This is a genomic window from Providencia sp. PROV_01 (assembly GCF_053098325.1).
On the sequence record NZ_JBRFKD010000002.1, the window covers coordinates 1,389,958 to 1,412,769 of the forward strand.

Sequence of the window (22,812 nt, forward strand, 5' to 3'; positions counted from 1 at the left end):
GTTTCTCCCTAGTCGATCACGCAGCCGGGAGTGTCGAGAGCGACTTTCCTCACAGCTTCATAATAGCGTACATAACCTGTACAACGGCAAATATGCTCATTGAGGGCTTCTTCAATCGCATGTTCGAGTTGGTCTCGCTTCACTGGGTTTTTCTTCAGTTTATCAAGAAATACTGTCGCACCTGTGACGAAACCGGGAGCACAATAGCCACACTGGAATGAAAAGTTTTCGATGAAAGCTTGTTGAATTGGCGTTAACTCAACGACTTTGCCTTGTTCATCCAGTTTGGCTTGCCCTTCGATGGTAACAATATTTTTATTATTGAAATAATGGGCACCAAAGATACAAGTGCGGCTTTCAACCGTTGTGCCATCGGGCTGAATTTCCATAATGGTGCAAGCATGGCAGATCCCTTGGCCGCAACCAAAGTGAGTGCCGGTGAGGTCAAGGTATTCATGTAGAAACTCAATCATTGGCATCCCAACAGGGACATCAATAGGACCAATTTTTTGGCCGTTAATAGTCAGTGTGAGTGGCTTGCGCTCAATAATCGGAACGGCATTGTTGATTTTCATGAGAGTGCCTTTTTAATTTTATCTACCGTAATAGGGAATTCATAGAAACGCTTGCCTGTCGCATGGGTTAATGCGTTACTCGTCGCAGGTAAGATTGGGATCATGCCCAGTTCAGCCATGCCTTTTGGTGGTGAAGTTTCTGATAGCGGAGGTAAGTAATCAATGGTTTGCTGCCAAACCGCAACATCTTTTGCTCGCGGCAGGACATAGCGATTAAAGTTCCATGTTCCGTTACCTGGCCCATCTTCATACAGTGGTAATTCTTCCATCAATGCGTGGCCAATACCCATCGCGGTCCCCCCTTGAATTTGGCCTGAAACCAATTCAGGGACAATCATCGTACCGGGGTCCATAATCATATGATGGCGCATGACATCGACCTCACCCGTCATGGTGTTGACATTGAGCTCGACTAGGCAAGAAGCGGGTGTGACCGTTGTTGGGTCCGCTTTTGCGCGTTGTGTTGGAGGGTAATAGGCAATTTTACGTTTAATAAAATGGTAACCGCCAGTGGTCATCTGTTTTTTCAGTTCCTGTGGCGCACCGTCACCATAACGAACGGATATTGCATCAAGAGGGAGGTTTTTCAAACCGACAGTTGGGATATCGAACTCTGCGCGAGCCCACTGCCAGCTTGAATAGCCATGAACAGCAACCCCGGTGATGAGTCCCATCTCATGGGCTCTTTTGGCTAAAATGTCAAAAGGAATGGGTTTCATTCCGCCGCCACCAATACCATCTGGCCCGACACGAATGTCTGCAAATTCAACATTTAAGCCGTTGAAAGCACCGCCACCAGGGCCTTCGCTCCAAATGCTTTTGGCTGCAGGCCATAGGGTATTTTCCAATAAGAAATGGCCCGCTTGGCGTGTACCAAACCCAATATAATAAACACCACTCGATGAACTCATGTCAGGGATCAGAGCAGGTGTCCAATAGGGATCCGTTTTTGACAGTTCGTCTTGTTTTTTCTGATCTGCCCAACTGGTTTTGAGTGGCAGTTCTGCAAATTCAGTTACCCCAAACTCAACCACATCAGGGGCTTTGCTGAGTGCTTGCCATACCATCACTTGCTGTGCGGTTGTACCACCGGTACCAATCTCTTGCATGCAATGGCGCATAGTGAGTTTACCATTGGTATCAAATTCAAGAGAAAGAATCGTAGGAACACCGCTAGAGCCATAAACTTGCTGCACTTGCGCAAAGCCAACACCATATAGCTTACCGGGGTTTTTCGCTTCATAATCAACTTTATTTTTCTCACGATCGACCCAAATCGGGTGCTTTTCCGCAAGATTTAACATTTCGACATTGCGTGGGTCACCGGCTATTACACCTCCTTGTGTATTTGGATAACCTTCTAAAATGGCATTACGGCGGCGCAGTTCAATCGGGTCAATATTGAGGTTATGAGCGATTTCATCGACCATCAATTCAGTGACTGCCATCGATTGTAAGGAACCAAAGCCACGCATTGAGCCCGCTTCGACAGCCGGAGTGGCCATGGCGAGAGCGGTAAGGTCAGATTTAGGGAAATAATAAATAGATTGGGCGCCACGTACCGCAACGTGTGATACGGCAACGGAGAGGTTTTCACGGCCGCCACCATTACAGTTATAAGTGCCTTTTAATACATCAAATTTGCCCGTTTTTTTATCACCAATGATGGTGACATCCATTTCAATGGAGTGGCGTTTCATTCCCATCTGGAATTGTTCATAACGGTCATTTGCCATGCGAACAGGCAAGCCATCAGCGTAGAAACTGGCGACCATGGAATAGAAAGGAAAAACCGAATAATCTTTTGAGCCATAACCGACGGTCGAACCAGTTAATAGCACAATGTTCTCGACGGAAAAATGTTTGTTGTGCTTCGATAACTCAGCAGCGGCGTTGACGACGCCTGCAGGAGACTGTGTCGCGGTTAAGATATGCAGTGTTTTGGTTTGAGCGTCATACCAAGTATTACAGTTATCAGGCTCCATTGCACAAGGGTCAATGGATTGTGAAAAACCATGGCGCTCAATCACAAACTTATCGGGATCCTGACGAGCGGCTGCGATTTCTTGCTCAATTTGCCGTGCGTAATCCATCGCTTTTTCTTGTTTATCAGGGCTTTTTTCTGCCTGATGAAGGGCTTGAATAAAACCACCACCACGATCTTTACGGATCACTGGCGGAATAGAAATGGCGTGTTTTGGGTCATAAGGTGGCCAAATAGGTGTATTGCCATCGAATCCGCCTTTAATACCTGAATCTTGATAAGGGGAAAAGATAGAAGGCGAAAGTGGAGTGTTACCACCAATACGCACATATCGCGCGGCACCGTAATTAGCGGGCGGTTTTGGCCCTGTCACCGTTCCATATTTTACGGTATTTGTCGCAAAGCGTAACATCCGCTGCGCTGCACTGTATTTATCGAAATCATGATAAATCAAGATAGCAACTGGGTGGCCAATAATTGGCGGGGTATCCCCTAGAGGCACTAGAATATTAGTGCCATAGAAGCCTTTTCCCATACTGGTGTCTTGAGGGATATTTAAGCCATCACGGATAAGGTCTTCTTGTAAAACAACTTTATCAGGCTGTAAATTTGGACCTAACATTGAAATATCAATGCCTTCAAAGGTTTTATCTGCCTCTGTTGCTTTTAACATAAAGGCATAGCTTTGTTTTTTAGGCCAGCCAGGAATGTCTTTAGCGCGGTAATCACGAGCAAAATTTTTACGGCCAGTGACCTTTTCAACGCCATCCCAGCGAAAACGTGCTTTACCATTTTGACCAATCCAATCAGTTGATGGAGAGTCAGAATCGAGCTCCATTGCTATCGCAAAAGGGAGTTTGCCGACCATCACTGCAATGCCCGCAATAGTGCCTAATTTGATAAAATTGCGTCTAGAAATATGTCCCGACATAGTGTGCTCCCTGATTATATTTTTAGGGTTTTTTATTATGAACAATGGAGATAAATAATACTTTTTAGCCATGCACTGTAAGATTGTTTTATTTCGATTAAATTGGCTCACAATTCGATGACTAATATCAGATAGCTCAGTAAGTTACATAAATAGTATGGGTATCTGTATTGATATATCAAGAACGAGTAAAGGGATTTAGACAAGAAAGTGAATAATACTGTTGGAGTCATCTTAATATGACAGTATTGAATAAAATAACTGAGTTTTATTCAAATGTAATTTATTTAAATGATAGTAGTTCTTATTAATGAATAATTAAATCAATATGTATTTTATTATATAAAGCATATTATTATATGGACATTAATTAGAGAATTAGCTGGCTCGTTAAATATTAACAAGCCAGATAGTTCATTTTTCGTCATTATTGACGCAAAGATTTAACCTGCTCCGGGGTGACATCCGCAGGTTGTCCTCCCCATTGAACGCGAAGGAAGTTCACTAAGTCGCTAATTTGTTGGTCATTTAGCTTATTGGCAAACCCGGGCATACTTTGCATGTTTTGGTTATTAGGGAATGGTTGTTCAGGCAAACCATCTAAAATCGCATTAATTAGGTTAGTGCTATCCGCATCACGCAATGTCGAATTTCCTTTCATTGCCACCGCCACATTCGGTTTACCGCTGCCATCATAGGAGTGGCAACCTGAGCAGGTTTCTAAATAAATTTGGCGTCCTTGAGCGTTACCTTCCCCCATTCTTAATGGCGAAGTTGCTGGTGGGTTATCGCCCATTAAATAGGTGGCTATAGCGCTATTATCCTCTGGGGTTAAATGTTGTGAACTCAGATAAATTACAGGGTGCATATCACTGTAGGCGGAACCTTGCGGAGCGAGCCCAGTCATGAAAAACTGCTGTAAATCTTCTTTTGTCCATCCTCGCTCTGCAAGCGCTTTTGGGGTAATATCCGGCGCCACAAAACGACCTAAAGCGCCGCCTTGCATAAAGTTATCTAAATCCATTTCACCCAGTTTTCCTCTTGGCGTATGGCATTCAGCACAATGCTCTAATACGTTAACTAAATACCGACCACGTAACCATTCAGGGGAGCTACCTTGTGAGCTATTTGGGAGTGGTTTATCATTAAAAAACAATAAATTCCAGCCAATCATGGCCATACGTTGGTTTAGTGGGAATGGCAATGAATTTTCAGGTGGCGCGACATCAACCGCTGGTTGGCTCATCAAATAACTGTAAATAGCGTCAGAATCTTCACGAGTGATCCCTTTGTAAGACGTATAAGGCATTGCCGGGTAAAGATTTTTACTCGGTGGAGAGATACCTTGGGTCAGTGCTTTATAAAAATCATCTTTTGTCCAGCGACCGATACCAAAATCGGCTGAAGGGGTTAAGTTACTGCTGTAGATAGTACCAAATGGGGTATCGAGTGGAAAACCACCGGCTAATGGCGCGCCATCAGCACTGGTGTGGCACGCAGCGCAGTCACCGGCAAGGGTGAGATAACGGCCTCGCTCAATTTCCTGAGGTGTCGCTGTCACTTTTTGTACCGGGCCATCTAAGGTACGGCTTTCATACCAATACAGCACCGCCCAAACGATGATAGCGATGGCTATCAACCATAAAATAATTCGTTTGATCATTTTATTGCCTCCTTGATAAGACCAGGAGTCGCCAGAACAACGTCACGTACCGCTTCATAATAGCGTACATAGCCTGTGCAGCGGCAAATATGGTTATTTAGGGCTTGCTTGATAGCATCTTCTAAGTCCGCTTCTGCAATGGGGTTTCGCTGAAGTTCTTCAATAAACACGGTAGCCGCATTCACAAACCCTGGGGTACAGTAGCCACACTGAAAACTAAAATGTTCAACAAAAGCTTGCTGAACTGGGGATAATTTTACTTCCCCGTTTTCTTCTTTGGTGGCAGCCCCTTCGATAGTTCGAATGCTTTTATTATTGAAAAAATGCGCGCCAGTAATACAGGTGCGGATCTCTTCGCTGGTGCCGGATGGGTTATCTAAGATAACGACGCAAGCATGGCAGATCCCTTGGCCACAGCCTAGACGAGAACCCGTTAGGTCAACATATTCATGAAGGAAGTCGATCATCATGAGGCCTTCAGGCACGTCCATTGGTCCATACTGTTGGCCATTAATGGTTAAAGTGAGGGGAAGGAAATTTAGGCTCATGATATTACCTCTAAAATGTCTTTTGCGCGTACAGGCAAATGCAAGAAATGATGACCAGTTGCATCTGCAATGGCATTGACGATGGATGAAACCACCGGGATCATAACAACCTCAGCAACGCCTTTTGGCGGGTCTGTATCCGAAAGTCCTGGTAGGACTTCATTGGTTTGCTGCCAAACTGCAACGTCGCTGGCCAGAGGGAGATGATAACGGTTGAAGTTCCACGTCCCATTACCGGGACCATCTTCGTAGAGAGGTAAATATTCATGGAGGGCATGGCCGATCCCCATTGCTAAACCACCTTGAATTTGCCCTGAAACCAGTTGTGGCACGATAAGGTTACCGCACTCCACTACGCTATGGTGATTCAGCAATTCGACTTGTCCAGTTGCCTTATCAATGGATAGCTCACTCACGGTAGCGACTGCACTGTAGTAAGTGACTCCGGCATTATTTCTTTGCGTATCAGGGTAATAGGCTTTTTCACGGTGGCAAACTTGGTATTCTTTATCGGCAAATCGTAGTGATAGCCCATCAATCGGTAAACGGCGAGTTTCACCCTGAATAGGGAAATCGGCTTCAGCCCATTGCCAGCGGTTAAATACGTGGCACACTGCGCCAGTTACCCCGCCCATTGCAAAAGTGCGTTCAATTAAGCGCTGTAAGCTAAGCACCTCAAGCCCATCAGCCGTTAAGCCTTCAGCAACCCAACGTGCATCTTCACGGCGAACAACTAGAGGGGCAGCTTGTCCGCCACCAATGCCTTCTTGCCAAATTGACATTGCAGCGGGCCATAACCCATGCTCAAATATAATGCGTGCGGCTGCGTCTGTACTATGAGTGAAATAATAGGCTGAATTACTGGCGCTTGCCGGTGAGCAGTAATTCGGTGTCCATAATGGGTTTTGCGCGAGGTGGTTTTGCTCATCTTGTGACATGGCAAACGGGTTACCTGTCGACACCATAGGTAAAATTGACCAATCTACAACCGAAAAATGAGCTTGTTCCGCAGGTTTTCCTAACCATTTAGCGCAAACCACCGATTGGGACGTGGACATGCCCGTACCAATTTCTGCACCACTATGGTAAATAGCAATTTTACCCTCAGGGGTAAGTTCTACACGAGCAAAGGAGGATTCCGCACCTGTCCCGAAGTCTTTTTGCACACAAGAAATCCCAGTACCGAATAGTTTACCGCTATTTTTTGCTTCAAAATCAGCTTTACGCTTGGTTCTGTCAGTCCACATTGGATGGGCAGCGCAGCGGGTTAACACTTCATCGGCACGAATTGCACCGCCAGGGATTGCCCCTTGGGTATTTTTCATCCCAGACTTGATGATATTTTTAAGACGGAACTCAATGGGGTCGGCTTTGAGTAGTTTTGCAGCTTCTTCCATCAACATATCGGTTGCTGCCATGGCTTGTAAGGTGCCATAACCGCGGGCTGAACCCGCATCCACGGCTCGTGATGCAATACCGACCGCAGATAAATCACTACGCGGAATGTAATAGATAGCTTGGGCGCCTGTTGCGCCAACCATGACAACGGAAGGTGTAAAATTACAGCGGCCACCGCCATCACCAATAAAAGACGCTGAAAGGGCTTCGATTTTCTGTGTTTTCTTATTCACCGCTAAGGTGTAATCCATATCAAAAGCATGGCGTTTGATGGTGGATTGAAATTGTTCATAGCGGTCATTAGCCAGACGAATAGGAACTCCGTCACCATATAACGTTGCCATCGCACCATAATACGGGAATGGGGTATGGTCTTTAGAACCATAACCAACTGTGAAACAAGGGTGTAGGAAAATTTGTTTAATTGGGAAATGCGATTTTGCCAGCATCTCGGGTAATGATTCCGCCACTTCCTGAGGGGACTGCGTAGGAATAACCAGATGGAATGACTGTGTTTTGACGTCGTACCAACCGTTAGCGTTATCAGGCTCTAAGGCAGCAGTATCAATCGATTGAGAAAAGTATTTTCGTTTGATTACGAGCCAGTCTTCTGGCGGATTTTCCAACTGTTTGGCGAGTTCATCAGCATATAGCATGCCTTGTTGATCTAATTTCCCACCTTCACGGCCTTCTGGCCAAACGGGCAAGTGTTTTTTCATGCCAATAGGGGAGATTGGCATATCTTTTAGGCTTGAGTAAATATCAGGATCATAAGGATTTTCACTGCCAATTCGCACGCCACGGTAGCTTCCCCATGGGTCCCGTTCCAGTGGGCCGGTAAATGCACCGTATTGGATAACATCGTCACGGAATTTTAGGGTTTCTTTGGCAAAGCGGAATTTAGCAAAATCATGGTAAATCAATAATGCAACGGCTTGGCCAAGGTAAGCGGGGGTTTTCCCTTCCGGAAGCAATAAATCATCGCCATAAAATTCAGGGAAAGCGACACCATCTTTTTCTAAGTCGCTCGCGGTTACGATGCGGTCAGGCATGAGGCCATCTTTCAGCAGATCAAGATTAAAGCCTTGGTAAATTTTATCGGCTTGAGTTACGCGTAGTAAAAATGCATGACCTTGCTGTTTTGGCCAGTGAGGAATATCGCGTGCGCGAATGTCTCTGGCAAAGACTTTCTCCCCTTGGACTTTGGCAAACCCATCAATACGAAATTTGATTTGTTTATCGACTGGATTCCAGTCAGGAGATTGAAGGATTTTTTCTTCGAATAGCACATCAAAAGCACGGCTATACAAAGGGGCTAAATAAACAGATATTCCCGCTATAACGGCACATTTTAGAAAGTGTCTGCGGGAGAGTTCGACATTGCTTTTGCTCATAATACACCCTTACACTTATTTTTATTACATCGGTATTTTTATTTTTATAGTCATATCGAAAAAATTATTTGTATCACGTTAATATTATACTTCTCTTAATAATTTTCAAATTAATGATAGGTAGTTCTTGTGATCTTACTGAATATACTTTATTTATGAGATACGCAATCAGTATATCGATTTAGAATAAAAACCATGAATATTTGTATTTTGATATTGGCAGCAGGAAAAAGTGAGCGTTTTCAAAACGCTGGAGGTAAAGGCAGTAAATTAAATTTTGGGCTAGGGAAAAGCACGGTATTTGAAAAAACACTTTTTAATTCAATAGATAGCGGAATTCCTATTCATGTAGTAACTCGGCCTGAGAATGAAGGCGTCATTAATAATTGTTTACAATTTAATATTCCATACTCATTGATAAATAGTACTGGGTTAGGTGATTCAATCGCATTTGGTGTTAAAAATACTTCAAATTTAGATGGGTGGATAATTCATTTAGCAGATATGCCATACATCAATAGTAGATTATTTATACGTATAGCAAATGAATTAAAACAACATACGTTAGTACGGCCAGTATATAATAGTTTACCGGGGCATCCAGTGGGAATATCTGCAAAATATTATTCAGATTTAATTAAATTGTCCGGCGATGAAGGGGCAAAATCAATATTACAGGATAATTTTGTCTATAAACTGGACATAAATGATGAAAATGTTGTGAAAGATATTGATTATCCAAGTGTTGATAACGAATAAGGGATGAATATGTTGCGTGAAGATGTTTTTGTTATCTCTCAAGCCGTTGCTTGGATAAAAGAGCAACCAATTTGGTTATGTACCGTATTAAATACCTATGGTTCTTCGCCGAGAAGCCCGGGTTCTTTGTTGGTTGCAAAACAGGACGGTCAATATATAGGTTCACTTTCTGGTGGATGTATTGAAGAGGATTTTATTCAGCGCATAAAAAATAATAATTATGTGAGTAGTAGCCAAGTTGTTCGCTATGGAAGAGGCGGGATTGAGACTAAAGTTAATTTACCGTGTGATGGTAGTTTAGATGTTTTGATTGAATATCTACCAAATAATGAAAAATCACTTAATTATCTCGTTGAGATCCAAAATGCGTTATTAGGTTATTCTGCCATTATCAAAAAAGTTCTATTGCCGCAGAGTGGTGAAATTCATATAGCTAATAAGTCAGAACAACCAACACAGATAGAACGTGATGGCGATAAAATTCAGTTATACATTGCGGCTCCTCCTCGCCTAATCATTGCAGGTATTTCCACTGTGGGGGCTTATTGCGCTAATTTTGCGTTAACATTGGGTTTTGAGGTCATTATTTGCGATCACCGAGAAGAAGAAATAGCGCGGTTTGCACCACAAATTCCATCTCAAGTTGAGGTTATTTCTTTATTTCCCGCCCGCTATTTAGAAGAACAGGGTTGCTCTCCAAATACTGCCATTGTTTCCTTAACCCATGATCCCCGTATTGATGATTTAACACTGATGGAGTCGGTTAATACAGATGCTTTTTACATTGGTGCAATGGGGTCAGTAAGAACTAGTGCTCGCCGTCGTGAACGGCTTATAGCATCCGGTGGGATGACGGAAGAGGAAATAGAACGCATTCATGCTCCGATTGGTATTCCAATTGGTAGTAAAACACCGCCAGAAATTGCTTTAGCGATAATGGCCGACATTGTTGCTTATAAAAATGGCGTGATCTCATCAGAGATCACATGTAAAACGAAAAAGTTAGTGAGTATAAATTAAATACAATGTAATTTTATTTCTAATAGCTCACGCCATTTTAGATGGCGGAGCTAGCTACAAACAATATAGTTAGTATGTAGAAGTAATAGCTTCTCCCATTTTTACTAAATACTTTGATGCGTCATACCTGTCTGTCATTATTTCAATGTAAGCTGCGCTATCGAGAGTTTCAATATGTTGTAAGGCATCATTGAGTTCATCGCAGGTTGCTACTTTTTGGCAATACCAATCATCGCACCCAAATGCCGAAGGCAGTTGTGCATAATTCCATTGAGTAACATCGTTATAATAATATTCAGGTTCTTTACAAAATAGTCGTTCGATAAGGTAGCCGTCGTTATTTAGAACAAAAATAATAGGCTTAAGCCCAAATCGTGAAAATTGACTAATTTCTTGTATTGTTAATTGGTGAGCACCTTCACCAGTTATTAAAATAAGACGGCTGGAGGGAGATGCTAAAGCTGCTCCTAATGCAGCAGGAGTGGCCCAGCCAATTGATCCCCATAAAGATTGAGAATGAAATGATGCCCCCTTAGGTAAAAGTGCAAATGATAAGCCCATGGTAAATGTTCCTGTATCACCAAATATAATATCGTTAGGCTTGAGCATTTTTTCTAAACGAGGGTATAAGAATGTTTCCGTTATTTCTTGTGTTTTTGAACTTATTGGTGTACCAAGTGATTGTGCTTTAGGGTAATTATTATTATAAAAATAATAATTAGAAGTTGATATCAATTTATCTTTTAACGATGAGATGACATCCTTCATATAAATCTCATCGTAGCGTTGGCCACTAATCACAACGTAATTATCCATAATGTGTATTATGTTTCCCTCTTCAATATTAGAGGTGTAACAAGCAGTATTAAAATCTGACATTATAGTGCCGATATTTAAAACACAATCACAGTTTTCTACAAATGAAGTCACTTGTGGATTGATGAACTCCCCCGCATACATTCCAATATATTGTGTATTAGTTTCATCTAAAACACTCTTATCCATATAAAAGGTTGTATAGGGAATATTGGTTTTTTCGATAATAGTTTGTAAGCTTTTTTGTAATCCTAAACGTAGAGATATTGACCCTGCTAATAAACAGGGTTGCTGGCTATTTATTAATTTATTTAAGATGAGATGGATAATGTTTTTTAGTGTTTCTGGATTGGTTTTTGGTATTAATGGAACCGTATTATGAGGTGACTTAACCACAGTTTTTACAGCATAATCAGCAGGTAATCCAAAATAAACTGGGCGACGCTCGTGTAAGGCACAAGTGATTAATCGCTCTGTTTCTTCAATACAATTTTCTGGGGTTATAATGGCATGGGCGCAGACAATATGCTGGCTCATTTTATAGAAAACATCATAATCACCATCACCTAAAGAATGATGGTTAATTAGACGTTTTTTCTTTGATTGGCTTGGTGGCATTCCGACAAGATGAAATATCGGTAACCTTTCCGCATAGGAACCCGCTATTGCGTTGAGTGCGCTTAATTCGCCAACGCCAAATGTGGTTGATAATGCAGCGGCACCTTTTATTCGAGCATAGCCATCAGCGGCATAGGCTGCATTTAGTTCGTTACAATTACCAATCCAACGCTGTCGAGAACTAACACAAACAGCGTCATTAATAGGAAATGAATAATCACCAGGAACACCAAAAATATCTTCAATGCCTAAGTCATATAACTTCGATAAAATATATTCAATCACGGTTTCTTTCATTTAGTCTCTCCAGTTAATAATTATTTTTTCTTCATTTATAATTTTTTATTAGCTATTTATTTTTATTGAAATTGATTTGATAATAGTTAAGGAGGGTGAAAATGAAAGTCTTTATTTTATAATAAGTCTAACGAAATTGATTAAATTCATTATTTAATCGGATATTATAAAATCAAATAGAAGATTAAATTGGTAGAGTAATAAAAAGCAGTCAGCCTCACTGCTTTTTTATATTTAAAATATCACTAAACAGAGATCAACGCTGAGCCGCAATCACCATAATTTCAACAAGGACTTGCTCTCGAGCCATATTTGCTTCAACTGCTGCGCGGGCTGGGCTATTTTCCACAGGCATCCAATTTTCCCATACTGCATTAAAGGCCGAGAAATCTCTCGCCATATTTTTAATCCAAACTTGAGCAGATAAAATTTGTGTTTTATTACTGTTGCTGGCTGCTAATAACGTATCAATTTTAGCTAAAACATCTTCAGTTTGCTGGGTAATATCACCTGTTAGGTCATTAGGTACTTGCCCTGATAAATAAACTATCCCTGCATATTCAACACTGTCAGCTAAGCGTGGTTTCGGGTTGTTACGTTTGATGGACATGATTACCTCGTTAATCCAGTTAAAGAAATTGGCGTTTTTTGTTCTGTAATTAATTGAGTCAATATTTCCGCGCTGCCTGCGGCAAGAGTAAACCCTAAACTGCCATGTCCAACATTAAGCCATAAATTTTTATAGGTTGTTTTTCCTAATATCGGTGGGCCTTTTGGTGTTGAAGGGCGTAACCCACACCAGCTTTCAGCATCGTCAATTTTAGGTAGTTCAGGAAAGGTATGTTTAATAATCTTCTTAAGAGCTTGTATTCTATTTTCACGTAAACCATGCTTGTCATAACCAATATCAACCATCGCAGCAATGCGTAATTGCTCATTAAGTTTGGCATAGACAATTTTATTGCCGTAATCAGTCACGTTAATTTTCGGAACAATATGCTCAGCTTGCGGGTATTCGACACTTAGACTATATCCCTTTAACCCTAAAATAGGGACATTAATATTCAGTGGTTTTAATAACTCGCGGCTACCATTACCTGCGCAAACAATAAAATCATCAGCTTGGATAGTTCCCTGGTGAGTGGCTATTCCTGTAATGCTGTTATCTTGTGTAATGAAAGATTCAACACTGTGTTGCAAACAAAGCTTAAATTGCGGTTGCATGAGTAAATATTGTAGTAGATTTTTGCAGAATAAATAGCAATCTGCACTCTCATCATCAGGAGCATATATTGCCCCGACTAGTTGAGACTGTATATTTTTTAATGAAGGCTCTAGTTCAATAATTTTAGCGGGTGTTAATATTTTTTGAAATTGTTTATCAACCGTTTCACTGGCTTTATGAAAACTCTTATTATCACGATGGATAATTAATTTCCCTGATTTTTCCCAAGCAAAATCGGCAATATCACCATTGTTACGCCATTTATTCATTATTTCTTGGCTCAGGAGTGATAAACGTAAAAGATGGGTACCATTAATTTTATTGGTATTACGGTTACAAGCTAATGTAAATTGCGCTAGCCAAGACCACTGTTGTAATGAAGGCGTTATTTTTAAATTTAAGGGGGAGTCATTTTTCCCCATCCAACGTAGGCCTTGTAAAGGAACACCTGCATCAGCAAGGGGAGAAACATAGCGATAGCTGAGTTGCCCACCGTTAGCAAAACTGGTGTGCATACCGACATCTGTATCTGATTCAACTAATGTTACGGTTTGGCCTGCTTTAATTAATGCATAGGCGGTGCTTAAACCAATCACACCAGCTCCAATAACCACTACATGTTTAGTCATAATAATCCGTAACCCATAATAACCAAGATGTTATTATTTAACGGTGAATAAGCTAACTAAACAATTGAGTTTTCATCACTAGAGTATAACTTTTGGTTAACTACTTTATTTCTTTTCTCAAGTGTGGATGCCAAGGTATTAACATAATTCTGTGCAGCTTTGGTTAATGGTTTATCTGCGCGATGAAAAACGGATACGGCAAGGTGTAAACCTTCCTGTAAAGGGTAAATCATTGATTCAGGCAATGTATGTTCGGCTGAAAAAATATCGGTAATACTGCAACCTAAACCTGCCTGAACAAATTCTGCAGCCATATGATAGGTATGCACACTAATATTCGATTCTGCAAACTCATGACGTTTTTGTAATAGCTGAGATAAAGAATCAGAACCAGGGTGGATCCAACGCTCTTGGTCGATATCAGTGAGCGAAACAGGTGAGTGCAATGGTAATTTGCTATCCACATAAACTAATGGGATATCTGCAATAGGTAAAACCGTAATACCACCTTCAATTTCAAGGTTAAAGCCAATACCAATATCGAGATCTTGTTGGGTTAATAACTGCAGAATATCGGTTGTATGATGTGTACCGATCGTAAGTTTGATATTGGGGTGCTTTTTAATAAATTGAGCGGTCACTTCAGGTACTAAGTTTAGCCCTAAGCTAGGTAAGCAACCAATGGCTAATTTGCCTTGCGGATCACGTGATAAGTTTTGCGCTAAAATTCTGAGCTTATCTAAATTATGATAAACTTCCTTCGCTTCTTCAAATAGCAGGTTTGCCTCAGCTGTAGGAATTAACTTCCCTCTTATCCGTTGGAATAATACTAAGCCAAGTTGTTGTTCTGCATGTTTTAAGGCCTTGCTGGCAGCAGGTTGTGAGATATGTAAAACCTCAGCTGCGCGAGTTAGAGAACCACAGGTCATGACCGCATAAAAAATATCGAGATGCCTTAACTTCATTTTCAGAAACCTATTATTTGCTTTTACTCACAGAAACCGACTATTGGTATTAATTCGCATATTCTACCGAATTAATACCAATTAATCTGAACAACTATTCATTTTGTGCTGAAAATGGTGAAAGGAAATTAGGCGGTTTAAATTAAATAGAGATAAAAAGTGAAGGCCAGACTATATACTTGGGTTATAGCCCAGCCTTTATGGTTGTGTACTAGGTAAAATACGTGCCGATTTCGATAAAGATTTTAATTAAGATACTATTTGAAATATCGACAATAAATGCACCCACCATAGGCACCACTAAAAAGGCTTTATGGGAAGGGCTGAATGCTTTAGTGACGGTCTGCATGTTAGCGATAGCGGTTGGTGTTGCACCCATTCCAAATCCACAGTGCCCGGCACTAATAACAACGGCGTCATAATCTTTGCCCATCATTTTAAAGGTAACAAATGTTGCAAATAAAACCATAACCACCGTTTGTACTGCAATAATAATCAGAACAGGGCCTGCCATACTAGCGAGTTGACCGAATTTTAAGGACATTAGCGCCATTGCTAAGAATAATGACAAGGCTACGCTACCTAATACATCAACGGTTGGTTCAAAAACTTCATGTTTAAATATATGTGTTAAGACATTGCGAATAATAATACCGACAAATAAGCACCAAACAAAGGTTGGCAATTGCATGACGGTATCTTTAAAATATTCGCTAATATAGCCACCAACAACAATACAGATAATTAGCATTGAGATGGTTTCAATAACATTATTGGCATTAATTTTACGTTTAACACTCGGTTGTTCGAAAGCTTCAACGATGGTTTCTTTTTCGAGTTCAGTACTTTTAGGGATCGCAACTTTTTTCAATAAATGGCGAGCAACAGGGCCACCAATTAACCCACCGAGGACTAAGCCTAAGGTTGCACACGCCATAGCTAATTCAACAGCACCTGTCACACCATATTTATCAGCTAATATTGGTCCCCAAGCCCCTGCATTACCGTGGCCACCCGTAAGTGTGATTGAACCCGCAATTAAACCAATAAATGGACTTTCATTAAGCATGACAGCCATTCCCATACCAACGGTATTTTGAATAGCAATTAATATAGTCACTGCTATCGTTAATAAGACAAGTGGCTTACCACCTTTTATTAAACGCGAAAAATCTGAGCTTAATCCAATTGATGAAAAGAACGTAATCATCAAAATGCTTTGTAGTGAAGCATCAAAAGTAAATGAATACCCTGCAGTTTTATCAACAATTAATAGAATGATAGCAACAATAAAGCCGCCAACAACGGCTTCAGGGATATGGTTTTTTTGTAGAAAAGGTGTGTATTTGACAACAAACATACCAATCAACAGCGCCAAACAAGCGACTAATAAAGTGTAGCTGGCATCTAGGATCATTATTTTACCTCAAGTTAGTTTACCAGAACTTTCACTGTTGTTATTTAACATTAGCGATAAATTAAGTTACTTTGTGTAACTTTTATTTAACAATGAGTTTTGTTTGGGTATCTATAACTTTTAGTTAACCCTAGCCTGAGTATTAAATGGGTGACAACGAGGTCTTATATGCAAATTTTCTTAGCTAAAAATAGCGAGAGACAGCATGAACAGCAGGTTTCTGTTGAAAGGGATCATTTTGAAGATGGCATGTAAGGATAAAATTGTTTTTTTTGGGAACTCATGTAACTGAAGGCTTATGCTACCAAGTAATTATAAGAAGTGTGATGTACAACATAAAAGAAAATGGACAGATTAGAGTGAAAAATGAGGTAAATAATCCATTATTGGATACTGAGTGAAAATATTGTCTAGCCTATAGATAGGACAATCTTCAGAGATCAGGGGACGGCGTTGCCGTTAGCGTTAAATATACGACCTTTTATCAATAGCAAATCGTTGATGGTTACTTTTGAATATAATAAGTACAAATATAATCATTAAACGCTATTTGATAATTTTGTTTTAGGTTTATATTTGGTTTTTTTACCATCTTATTGAGACTGTCTAATTTGGATGTTATTTAATAGCTTGTTTTCATAAGTATATTGTCATTACCTTTCTTTTTGAGAGATATAAAAGAAAAATTCACCTGAATATATCGTTAATTAATTTTTTGCTATAGTACCTAATTACAATGGGTTAGATTATATTTTGATTATTTAATAATGAGATGGCATGTAAGTTTAACAGGGTGTTTCAAATCTAAATTTTTTATTTATTAGATAATTTGAAGATTATTTATGGAGTGTTTTAAATGCAAAAAACGATCCGTCAAGTCACCTATGATTTATTACGTAAGTTAGGTATTACAACCATTTTTGGCAACCCAGGTTCGACAGAAGAAACATTTTTAAAAGATTTTCCGAGTGATTTTCGTTATATCCAAACATTACAGGAAGCCTCTGCTGTTGCCGCCGCAGATGGTTACGCGCAGGGAATGCGTAAAGTTGCGATGGTGAATGTGCATACTTCCGCAGGGTTAAGTAATGCCATGAGTAATATTTTGACTGCCTATATGAACCGAACACCATTAATTATTACGGCGGGAAATCAAACACGAGAAATGTTATTGATTGAGCCTTGGCTAACCAACATTGAGCCTGAAACGTTGCCAAAACCCTGGGTAAAATGGAGCTATCAACCAGTGCGTGCGGAAGACGTCCCCGCTGCTTTTATGCGAGCGTATGCAATGGCTCTGCAACCACCTGCTGGGCCAGTATTTTTATCTATCCCACTGGATGATTGGGATAAGCCCGCACTAGCACAAGAAGCTGTTGTTCGTTCTGTACCGCAGCGCATTGGTTATGATCCAGCTCGACTACAAGAGTTTGCTTCAGCACTATCGAATGCGAAGAATCCTGTACTTATTTATGGTTCCGCCATTGCAAGAGGGGAAGGTTGGGATATCGGCATTAAACTTGCTGAAAAATTAAATGCTCCAGTGTGGGCTGCGCCTGCATCTGAACGGCCGCCATTCCCAGAAACTCATCCTCTGTATGCAGGTGGGTTACCTTTTGCGACAAAACCGTTATCTGAAAAACTCGAAGGACATGATTTAGCCATTGTTATTGGAGCTCCTGTATTTAGGTATTACCCTTATGTTGCAGGCAGTTATATCCCTGAAGGACTGAAATTACTACACATTACAGATGACCCAATCGAAGTGGCTAGAGCTCCTATTGGAGATAGCTTGTTAAGTGATGCTGTACTCGCACTAGAAGGGTTAATTAACTTGGTTGCGCCTCGTACTGGGACAAAAACGGTGGAAAAACAACCTCATGGAATGGCACCGTACCCAGCTGCAGCTGAACAAAGCAGTAATAGCCCAACACTGAGTGCAACGCAATTATTTCGCACCTTGAGGGAAGTTTCACCAAAAGAAACCGTCTTGGTGGAAGAGTCCCCTTCAAACCTCGGTGAACTTCATCGTGAATGGCCAATTGAATTTCCTGATTCATTCTATACTTTTGCAAGTGGTTCATTAGGCTGGAATTTACCAGCAAGTGTGGGAATTGCATTAGCCGAAAGGGACAGCGGGCGCCATCGCCCAGTGATGGCAATTATTGGTGATGGCTCTATGCAGTATTCAATTCAAGGCTTATGGAGTGCTGCGCAGCAGAACTTACCTATTGTGTTTATCATTCCGAAAAACAATGAATATGGCATTTTAAAATCATTTGCAGTATTGGAGGAAACACCAGGGGGTCCGGGGCTTGATATTCCAAATTTAGATATCGTGGCTTTAGGAAAAGGATATGGTTGTGCTGCGGTGAGAGCCAAAACGATAGAAGACATTAAGCAAGCCTGTGAAGAGGCATTTAGGCGTAATGGGCCGACAGTGATTGAAGTGCCTATTTTACCGTCAATTCCTCCACTGATTTAACTATGTATCGTTGATTAAATGGCTCCTAATTTGGGGCTATTTACTTCAAAGAGTGAGGCCGCTATTTGGGCAGCTGAATTAATGCCAGTGGAACTGACTTCGATCCTAGTGGTAGCAAAAAACGCCTATTTAACAGGGGATTCTGTTGATTGGGAAAATCAGTTGATGAGTGTCACGCAATGCGCGAATTATTTAGCTGAGCGTATTCGTATTTATTCTTAGGTAGCTTAAATCAATGTGTCTTTTGATGCTTTCTTAATACCAATCAAATGACGTTTGCTTGATGTTTAATGAATCAAAAAGCAAATGGCTTATACTGCATTATTGTTTTATTAATAATGAAATAAAAATGACTAAAAAATCGATAAACCCGGCTTCTATCTTTAATTCTTTGCAGTATGGCTTTAGCCAAGCTATAGAAATAACGGGAACCCGACAATTATTTTTATCGGGTCAGGTTGGAGTAAATGCCGCGGAAGAAACTGTTGCTGGGGGTATTTACGAACAAACCGTACAATCATTAATCAATATTGAATATGTATTGCATGAGGCAGGTGGTGATTTATCTCAGGTGGCTATGCTACGTATTTATATCAAAGAGGGCTTTAATAGCCATGAGGAACAAGCGGATATTGCGAAAGCATTAAAAGAAAAGTTTCCAAACAATCCTCCTGCTTCATCTTGGGTTATTGTTTCTGGGCTTTCCTTGCCGGAATGGTTAATAGAAATAGAAGCTCATGCAGTTTTAAACTAAATTAATTAGAATAGAAAAGCCGACAGTGGAAAAATCGGCTTTTCTGGCACTAATGGTTTAGTGTTTCACTAGTGTTGAGAAATAATAAACAAGAGGTACCGCAAGTATCCACAAGCTAATTGGAATTTCTCTCCACTTGCCAGCAACGGCTTTAATTAAGATATAGAATAACAACCCACCGGCGATACCCGTACCAAAGCTATTAGCGATTAGCGTAATCATCACCATCATTAATACGGGTAAGCCATCGGTAAAATTGCCTAAGTCTACTTTTCGTAAACCACTGAACATATTTAGTCCAATTAAAATCAGAGCAGGAGCCGTGGCTTGTGCTGGGATCATTAATGCGATTGGTGTAAATAGCAGCATTAATAAAAACATAAAGGCTGCAGCAAGAGCTGTCATACCTGTTTTACCTCCAGCCTCTGCCGCCGCTGAGGACTCAATAAGTGCGGTTGCGGCTGGAATACCGACCCATGGGCCTAGTGCTGCAGCAATTGAGTCAACGAGAAAGGGACGGTTAATATTGGGCATATTACCTTCTTTATCTAATAAACCAGCTTCTCCGCCAACCGCTAATGTTGTCCCCATGGTTGAGAAAAATTCAGCAGCAAAAAAGACAAATAAGAAAGGAAGAAACGCGATATTTAATGCGCCAATTAAGTCTACATGCCCTAATACAGGAGCCACAGAATGTGGAATACCAATAAAGCTTTCAGGTAATTTTGTGACACCAAAAGGAATACCTAAGAGGGTTGCAAATAAAATAGCCCATAAAATTCCGCCCGGTATTTTGCGAGCTTGTAGTGCAATTGCAACGAAAAAGCCAGCAAGTGCAACTAATGCTCCGGGGGAAAGAAAATCACCAAGCATTAATGCATTTGTTTTTGGGTTAGCGAGTACTAATCCTGCATTTCGAAAGCCTAATACGGCAACGAAAAGACCAATTGATGCAGTTAATCCGAGTTTAATTGATTGTGGGACAGAGCGCGTAACAACTTCACGCAAACCAAATTTAGTTAATAGGAAAAATAAGATCCCTGACCAACAAGCAATGCCGAGCCCTATTTGCCAGTCAATACCTTCACTGCCTGCAAGTGTAATACCGACAAGGACTGAGCCTCCAATACCAGGGCCAACAATAAAAGGTAAGTTTGCATAGAATGCCATTAATAAACTGGCAATGACGAAGACAATAATTGTTCCGGTGGTTGCGGCTCCTTTATCCATCCCTCCAACGGCAAGTAAACCGGGGATCACCACGAGCAAGTAAGCTGCGGCTAAAAAACCGGTCACCCCAGCTAAACACTCTGTTTTTACTGAACTGCCGCGCTCACGTAAAGCAAAGCGCCTTTCTAGCCAACTCCCTGATGTTGGCGTATTTATTGAATTGTCAGCCATTAATTGGCTCTCCTATCATTATTATTAATTTTCTATGCGTGCTTAGCAGTATGGATGACAGCGTCAACGATTTGACGTGTTGTTCCATCCGTTAATCCTAAATCGGTTAAATGTGGGCCTGCATTGCAAGCAAGACAGGTTCCTTCAATAGCCTTAAAGACTCGATAAGGTGGCTCCCAATCAGCGATTTCACTGCTTAATTCACGCAATTGGCGAAATTGAGCAGCCAGCTCAGTTGCGGGTAAATCAGATAGCATACCGGCAATTGGCATAGCGACATGAGCTAAAACCTGACCATTTTGTACTAACGCCATACCTCCGCCACTCTCGATTAATAAATTAGCGGCGATGGCCATATCATCAGGGTCACGACCAAGGACAACGAGGTTATGTGAATCGTGTGAATAGCTAGTCGCAATGGCTCCGCGTAATTCCCCCCAACCCTCAAGTAAGGCTATCTGAGGTAAAGCATCGTGGCGGCCGTGACGGTGTTGAACTCGAATAAGGCTGAAATTATTCGGCACTTGTACCACGCTATTTTTGATTTGTACGTCAATTTCGCCCCATTGGGTAAAACGTGCCCCACGAATATGACGTAAACGCGCACTACCATTATTGATTCCATCAATTTTTAACGTGCAATCATTTGGGGTGATTGGCGAGAGTTGCATGGTGTCTCGCGGTGGTAAAATATCATTATGTGCACTTAATGCATTGATAAGTTGGTTATTTTCTGCAATTTTTTGGCCTGATACATACACGGCTTGTGCTTTCAACGTTTCCAATGAATCGAAGATGACTAAATTTGCTTTTCTCCCTGCAGCAATTAGGCCAAGGTCATGGCGTTGCAAGCGTATTGCAGCATTAAATGTAGCAAAGCGTAGTACGTCCGTTGCTGGCATTCCATGCTCAATTAACAGGTTTAATAACGCAATAATGCCACCTTTTTCAATTAATATGTCGGGAGGCACGTCATCCGTGCATACTGTGATTTGTGATGACAAATGCGGTAAGGATTTTAATGTGGCAACAATATCAGGAAGGAGGTAAGGATGTGAGCCACGAATTTGTAATGTAAGGCCCGCACGTAGCTTTTCAAGGGCATCTTCAGCCGAGGTTAACTCGTGATCAGAGGTGACGCCGGCAGCCAGATAAGCTTGGAGATCAGCTCCTTTTAAACCTCTTGCATGGCCTTCTATAAGCTTGCCTGATGTAATTCCTGCATTTAGAATTTCTTCCATTCTGTCACTGCCATGGAGCACACCAAACATATCCATGACCTCGGCTACGCCACGAACTTCCGGCCAACTCAGCATGGTTGACATTTCATTCCCAGCAAAGTCTGCTCCAGACATTTCTAAGCCAGGTGTTGATGGCACTGACGAAGGGGCTGCAACCATGACATCTAGCGGTAAATTTCGGCTAGAATCAATAGCATAACGTACACCTTCTAGGCCTAATACATTGGCAAGCTCATGGGGATCCCAAAATACAGCCGTTGTTCCTTGAGCTAGAACTATTTCGGCATAACGTACAGGGGGTAAGTGTGAGCTTTCTAAATGGACATGAGTGTCTATTAAGCCAGGTGAAATGAAATAGCCTGATAAATCATGGGTTTCATTTGCGTCCGTACGGGTTCCAGTAGGATGAACGCTAGCAATTAGGTTGCCGGTGATCCCGATATCTGCAAGGCGAACTTCACCGGTTACCATATCAACAATATTGGCATTAGCGAGTAAAAGGTCAAAAGGCTTTTCGCCTTTAGCAGATTGAATGACGTGACGCCTATTTTGTTCTGTTATGCACATAAAGATACCATTCCTACAATTTATGATTGTTACTTTATGAGCAACGCAAACGTTTGCCAAGATGATAAAATTTATCATGTGATAAGAAATGGTTATAATGAATCGAGATATTGGCTAATCCAATA

General features: G+C 41.1%; 17 protein-coding genes. 5 read left to right on the forward strand and 12 right to left on the reverse strand.

Features of this window, described 5'->3' with window-relative positions; genetic code table 11:
* Window positions 1-8: 8 nt before the first annotated feature.
* From ACU696_RS06940 to ACU696_RS06960, 5 genes are all read right to left on the reverse strand, one after another.
* On the reverse strand, window positions 9-575 hold the full coding sequence (locus ACU696_RS06940) for a (2Fe-2S)-binding protein (protein ID WP_004260707.1): 567 nt from the start codon (window positions 573-575) through the stop codon (window positions 9-11).
* Window positions 572-3,490 carry a xanthine dehydrogenase family protein molybdopterin-binding subunit gene (locus ACU696_RS06945; protein ID WP_110732224.1) on the reverse strand — a complete coding sequence of 973 codons (2,919 nt, stop codon included), beginning with the start codon at window positions 3,488-3,490 and terminating at the stop codon, window positions 572-574. The genes ACU696_RS06940 and ACU696_RS06945 overlap by 4 nt, the downstream gene beginning before the upstream one ends.
* Before the next feature lie 427 nt (window positions 3,491-3,917).
* On the reverse strand, window positions 3,918-5,153 hold the full coding sequence (locus tag ACU696_RS06950; protein ID WP_209102398.1) for a c-type cytochrome: 1,236 nt from the start codon (window positions 5,151-5,153) through the stop codon (window positions 3,918-3,920).
* Window positions 5,150-5,701 (reverse strand): (2Fe-2S)-binding protein, encoded by a 552-nt coding sequence (locus ACU696_RS06955; RefSeq protein ID WP_109912018.1) that lies wholly within the window; start codon window positions 5,699-5,701, stop codon window positions 5,150-5,152. Before ACU696_RS06955 ends, ACU696_RS06950 begins: the two co-directional genes overlap by 4 nt.
* A complete protein-coding gene (locus ACU696_RS06960; RefSeq protein WP_109912019.1) occupies window positions 5,698-8,493 on the reverse strand; it encodes a xanthine dehydrogenase family protein molybdopterin-binding subunit in 2,796 nt (931 codons plus the stop codon). Before ACU696_RS06960 ends, ACU696_RS06955 begins: the two co-directional genes overlap by 4 nt.
* A 195-nt stretch (window positions 8,494-8,688) precedes the next feature.
* Here ACU696_RS06960 and ACU696_RS06965 point away from each other — a divergent pair, with 195 nt between their 5' ends.
* Together ACU696_RS06965 and ACU696_RS06970 are read left to right on the forward strand one after the other, a co-directional pair.
* A complete protein-coding gene (locus tag ACU696_RS06965; protein ID WP_004913840.1) occupies window positions 8,689-9,252 on the forward strand; it encodes a nucleotidyltransferase family protein in 564 nt (187 codons plus the stop codon).
* Between the two features lie 9 nt (window positions 9,253-9,261).
* Entirely contained in the window at window positions 9,262-10,272 is a 1,011-nt protein-coding gene (locus ACU696_RS06970; protein ID WP_109912020.1) for an XdhC family protein, read from the forward strand.
* 69 nt (window positions 10,273-10,341) lie between these two features.
* On the opposite strand, the gene ACU696_RS06975 is transcribed toward ACU696_RS06970, so the two are convergent.
* From ACU696_RS06975 to gltS, 5 genes are all read right to left on the reverse strand, one after another.
* On the reverse strand, window positions 10,342-12,003 hold the full coding sequence (locus ACU696_RS06975) for an alpha-keto acid decarboxylase family protein (protein ID WP_196719924.1): 1,662 nt from the start codon (window positions 12,001-12,003) through the stop codon (window positions 10,342-10,344).
* A 256-nt stretch (window positions 12,004-12,259) separates the two neighbouring features.
* A complete protein-coding gene (locus ACU696_RS06980) occupies window positions 12,260-12,613 on the reverse strand; it encodes a RidA family protein (protein WP_004913831.1) in 354 nt (117 codons plus the stop codon).
* 2 nt (window positions 12,614-12,615) lie between these two features.
* The gene (locus tag ACU696_RS06985; RefSeq protein WP_109912023.1) at window positions 12,616-13,857 is read right to left on the reverse strand and encodes a D-amino acid dehydrogenase; all 1,242 of its coding nucleotides are present in this window, start codon (window positions 13,855-13,857) and stop codon (window positions 12,616-12,618) included.
* A 56-nt stretch (window positions 13,858-13,913) separates the two neighbouring features.
* On the reverse strand, window positions 13,914-14,822 hold the full coding sequence (locus ACU696_RS06990) for a LysR family transcriptional regulator (RefSeq protein WP_004913826.1): 909 nt from the start codon (window positions 14,820-14,822) through the stop codon (window positions 13,914-13,916).
* Between the two features lie 211 nt (window positions 14,823-15,033).
* Window positions 15,034-16,239, reverse strand: coding sequence for a sodium/glutamate symporter (gene gltS, locus ACU696_RS06995; RefSeq protein ID WP_004913824.1), 1,206 nt, complete (start codon window positions 16,237-16,239; stop codon window positions 15,034-15,036).
* A gap of 856 nt (window positions 16,240-17,095) precedes the next feature.
* On the opposite strand from gltS, the gene mdlC reads away from it, so the two are divergent.
* From mdlC to ACU696_RS07010, 3 genes are all read left to right on the forward strand, one after another.
* Complete coding sequence (gene mdlC, locus ACU696_RS07000) at window positions 17,096-18,724, forward strand: benzoylformate decarboxylase (RefSeq protein WP_209102399.1); 1,629 nt, start codon at window positions 17,096-17,098, stop codon at window positions 18,722-18,724.
* An 18-nt stretch (window positions 18,725-18,742) separates the two neighbouring features.
* Window positions 18,743-18,946, forward strand: a complete 204-nt coding sequence (locus ACU696_RS07005) for an aminoglycoside adenylyltransferase domain-containing protein (RefSeq protein ID WP_209102402.1) — start codon at window positions 18,743-18,745, stop codon at window positions 18,944-18,946.
* A 61-nt stretch (window positions 18,947-19,007) separates the two neighbouring features.
* Complete coding sequence (locus tag ACU696_RS07010; RefSeq protein ID WP_226537885.1) at window positions 19,008-19,478, forward strand: RidA family protein; 471 nt, start codon at window positions 19,008-19,010, stop codon at window positions 19,476-19,478.
* A 57-nt stretch (window positions 19,479-19,535) separates the two neighbouring features.
* Here the strand turns inward: ACU696_RS07010 and ACU696_RS07015 are convergent, their stop codons facing one another.
* Together ACU696_RS07015 and ACU696_RS07020 are read right to left on the reverse strand one after the other, a co-directional pair.
* Entirely contained in the window at window positions 19,536-20,879 is a 1,344-nt protein-coding gene (locus tag ACU696_RS07015; RefSeq protein ID WP_109912024.1) for an NCS2 family permease, read from the reverse strand.
* Between the two features lie 32 nt (window positions 20,880-20,911).
* A complete protein-coding gene (locus tag ACU696_RS07020; protein WP_110732220.1) occupies window positions 20,912-22,687 on the reverse strand; it encodes an adenine deaminase in 1,776 nt (591 codons plus the stop codon).
* Between the last annotated feature and the right edge of the window lie 125 nt (window positions 22,688-22,812).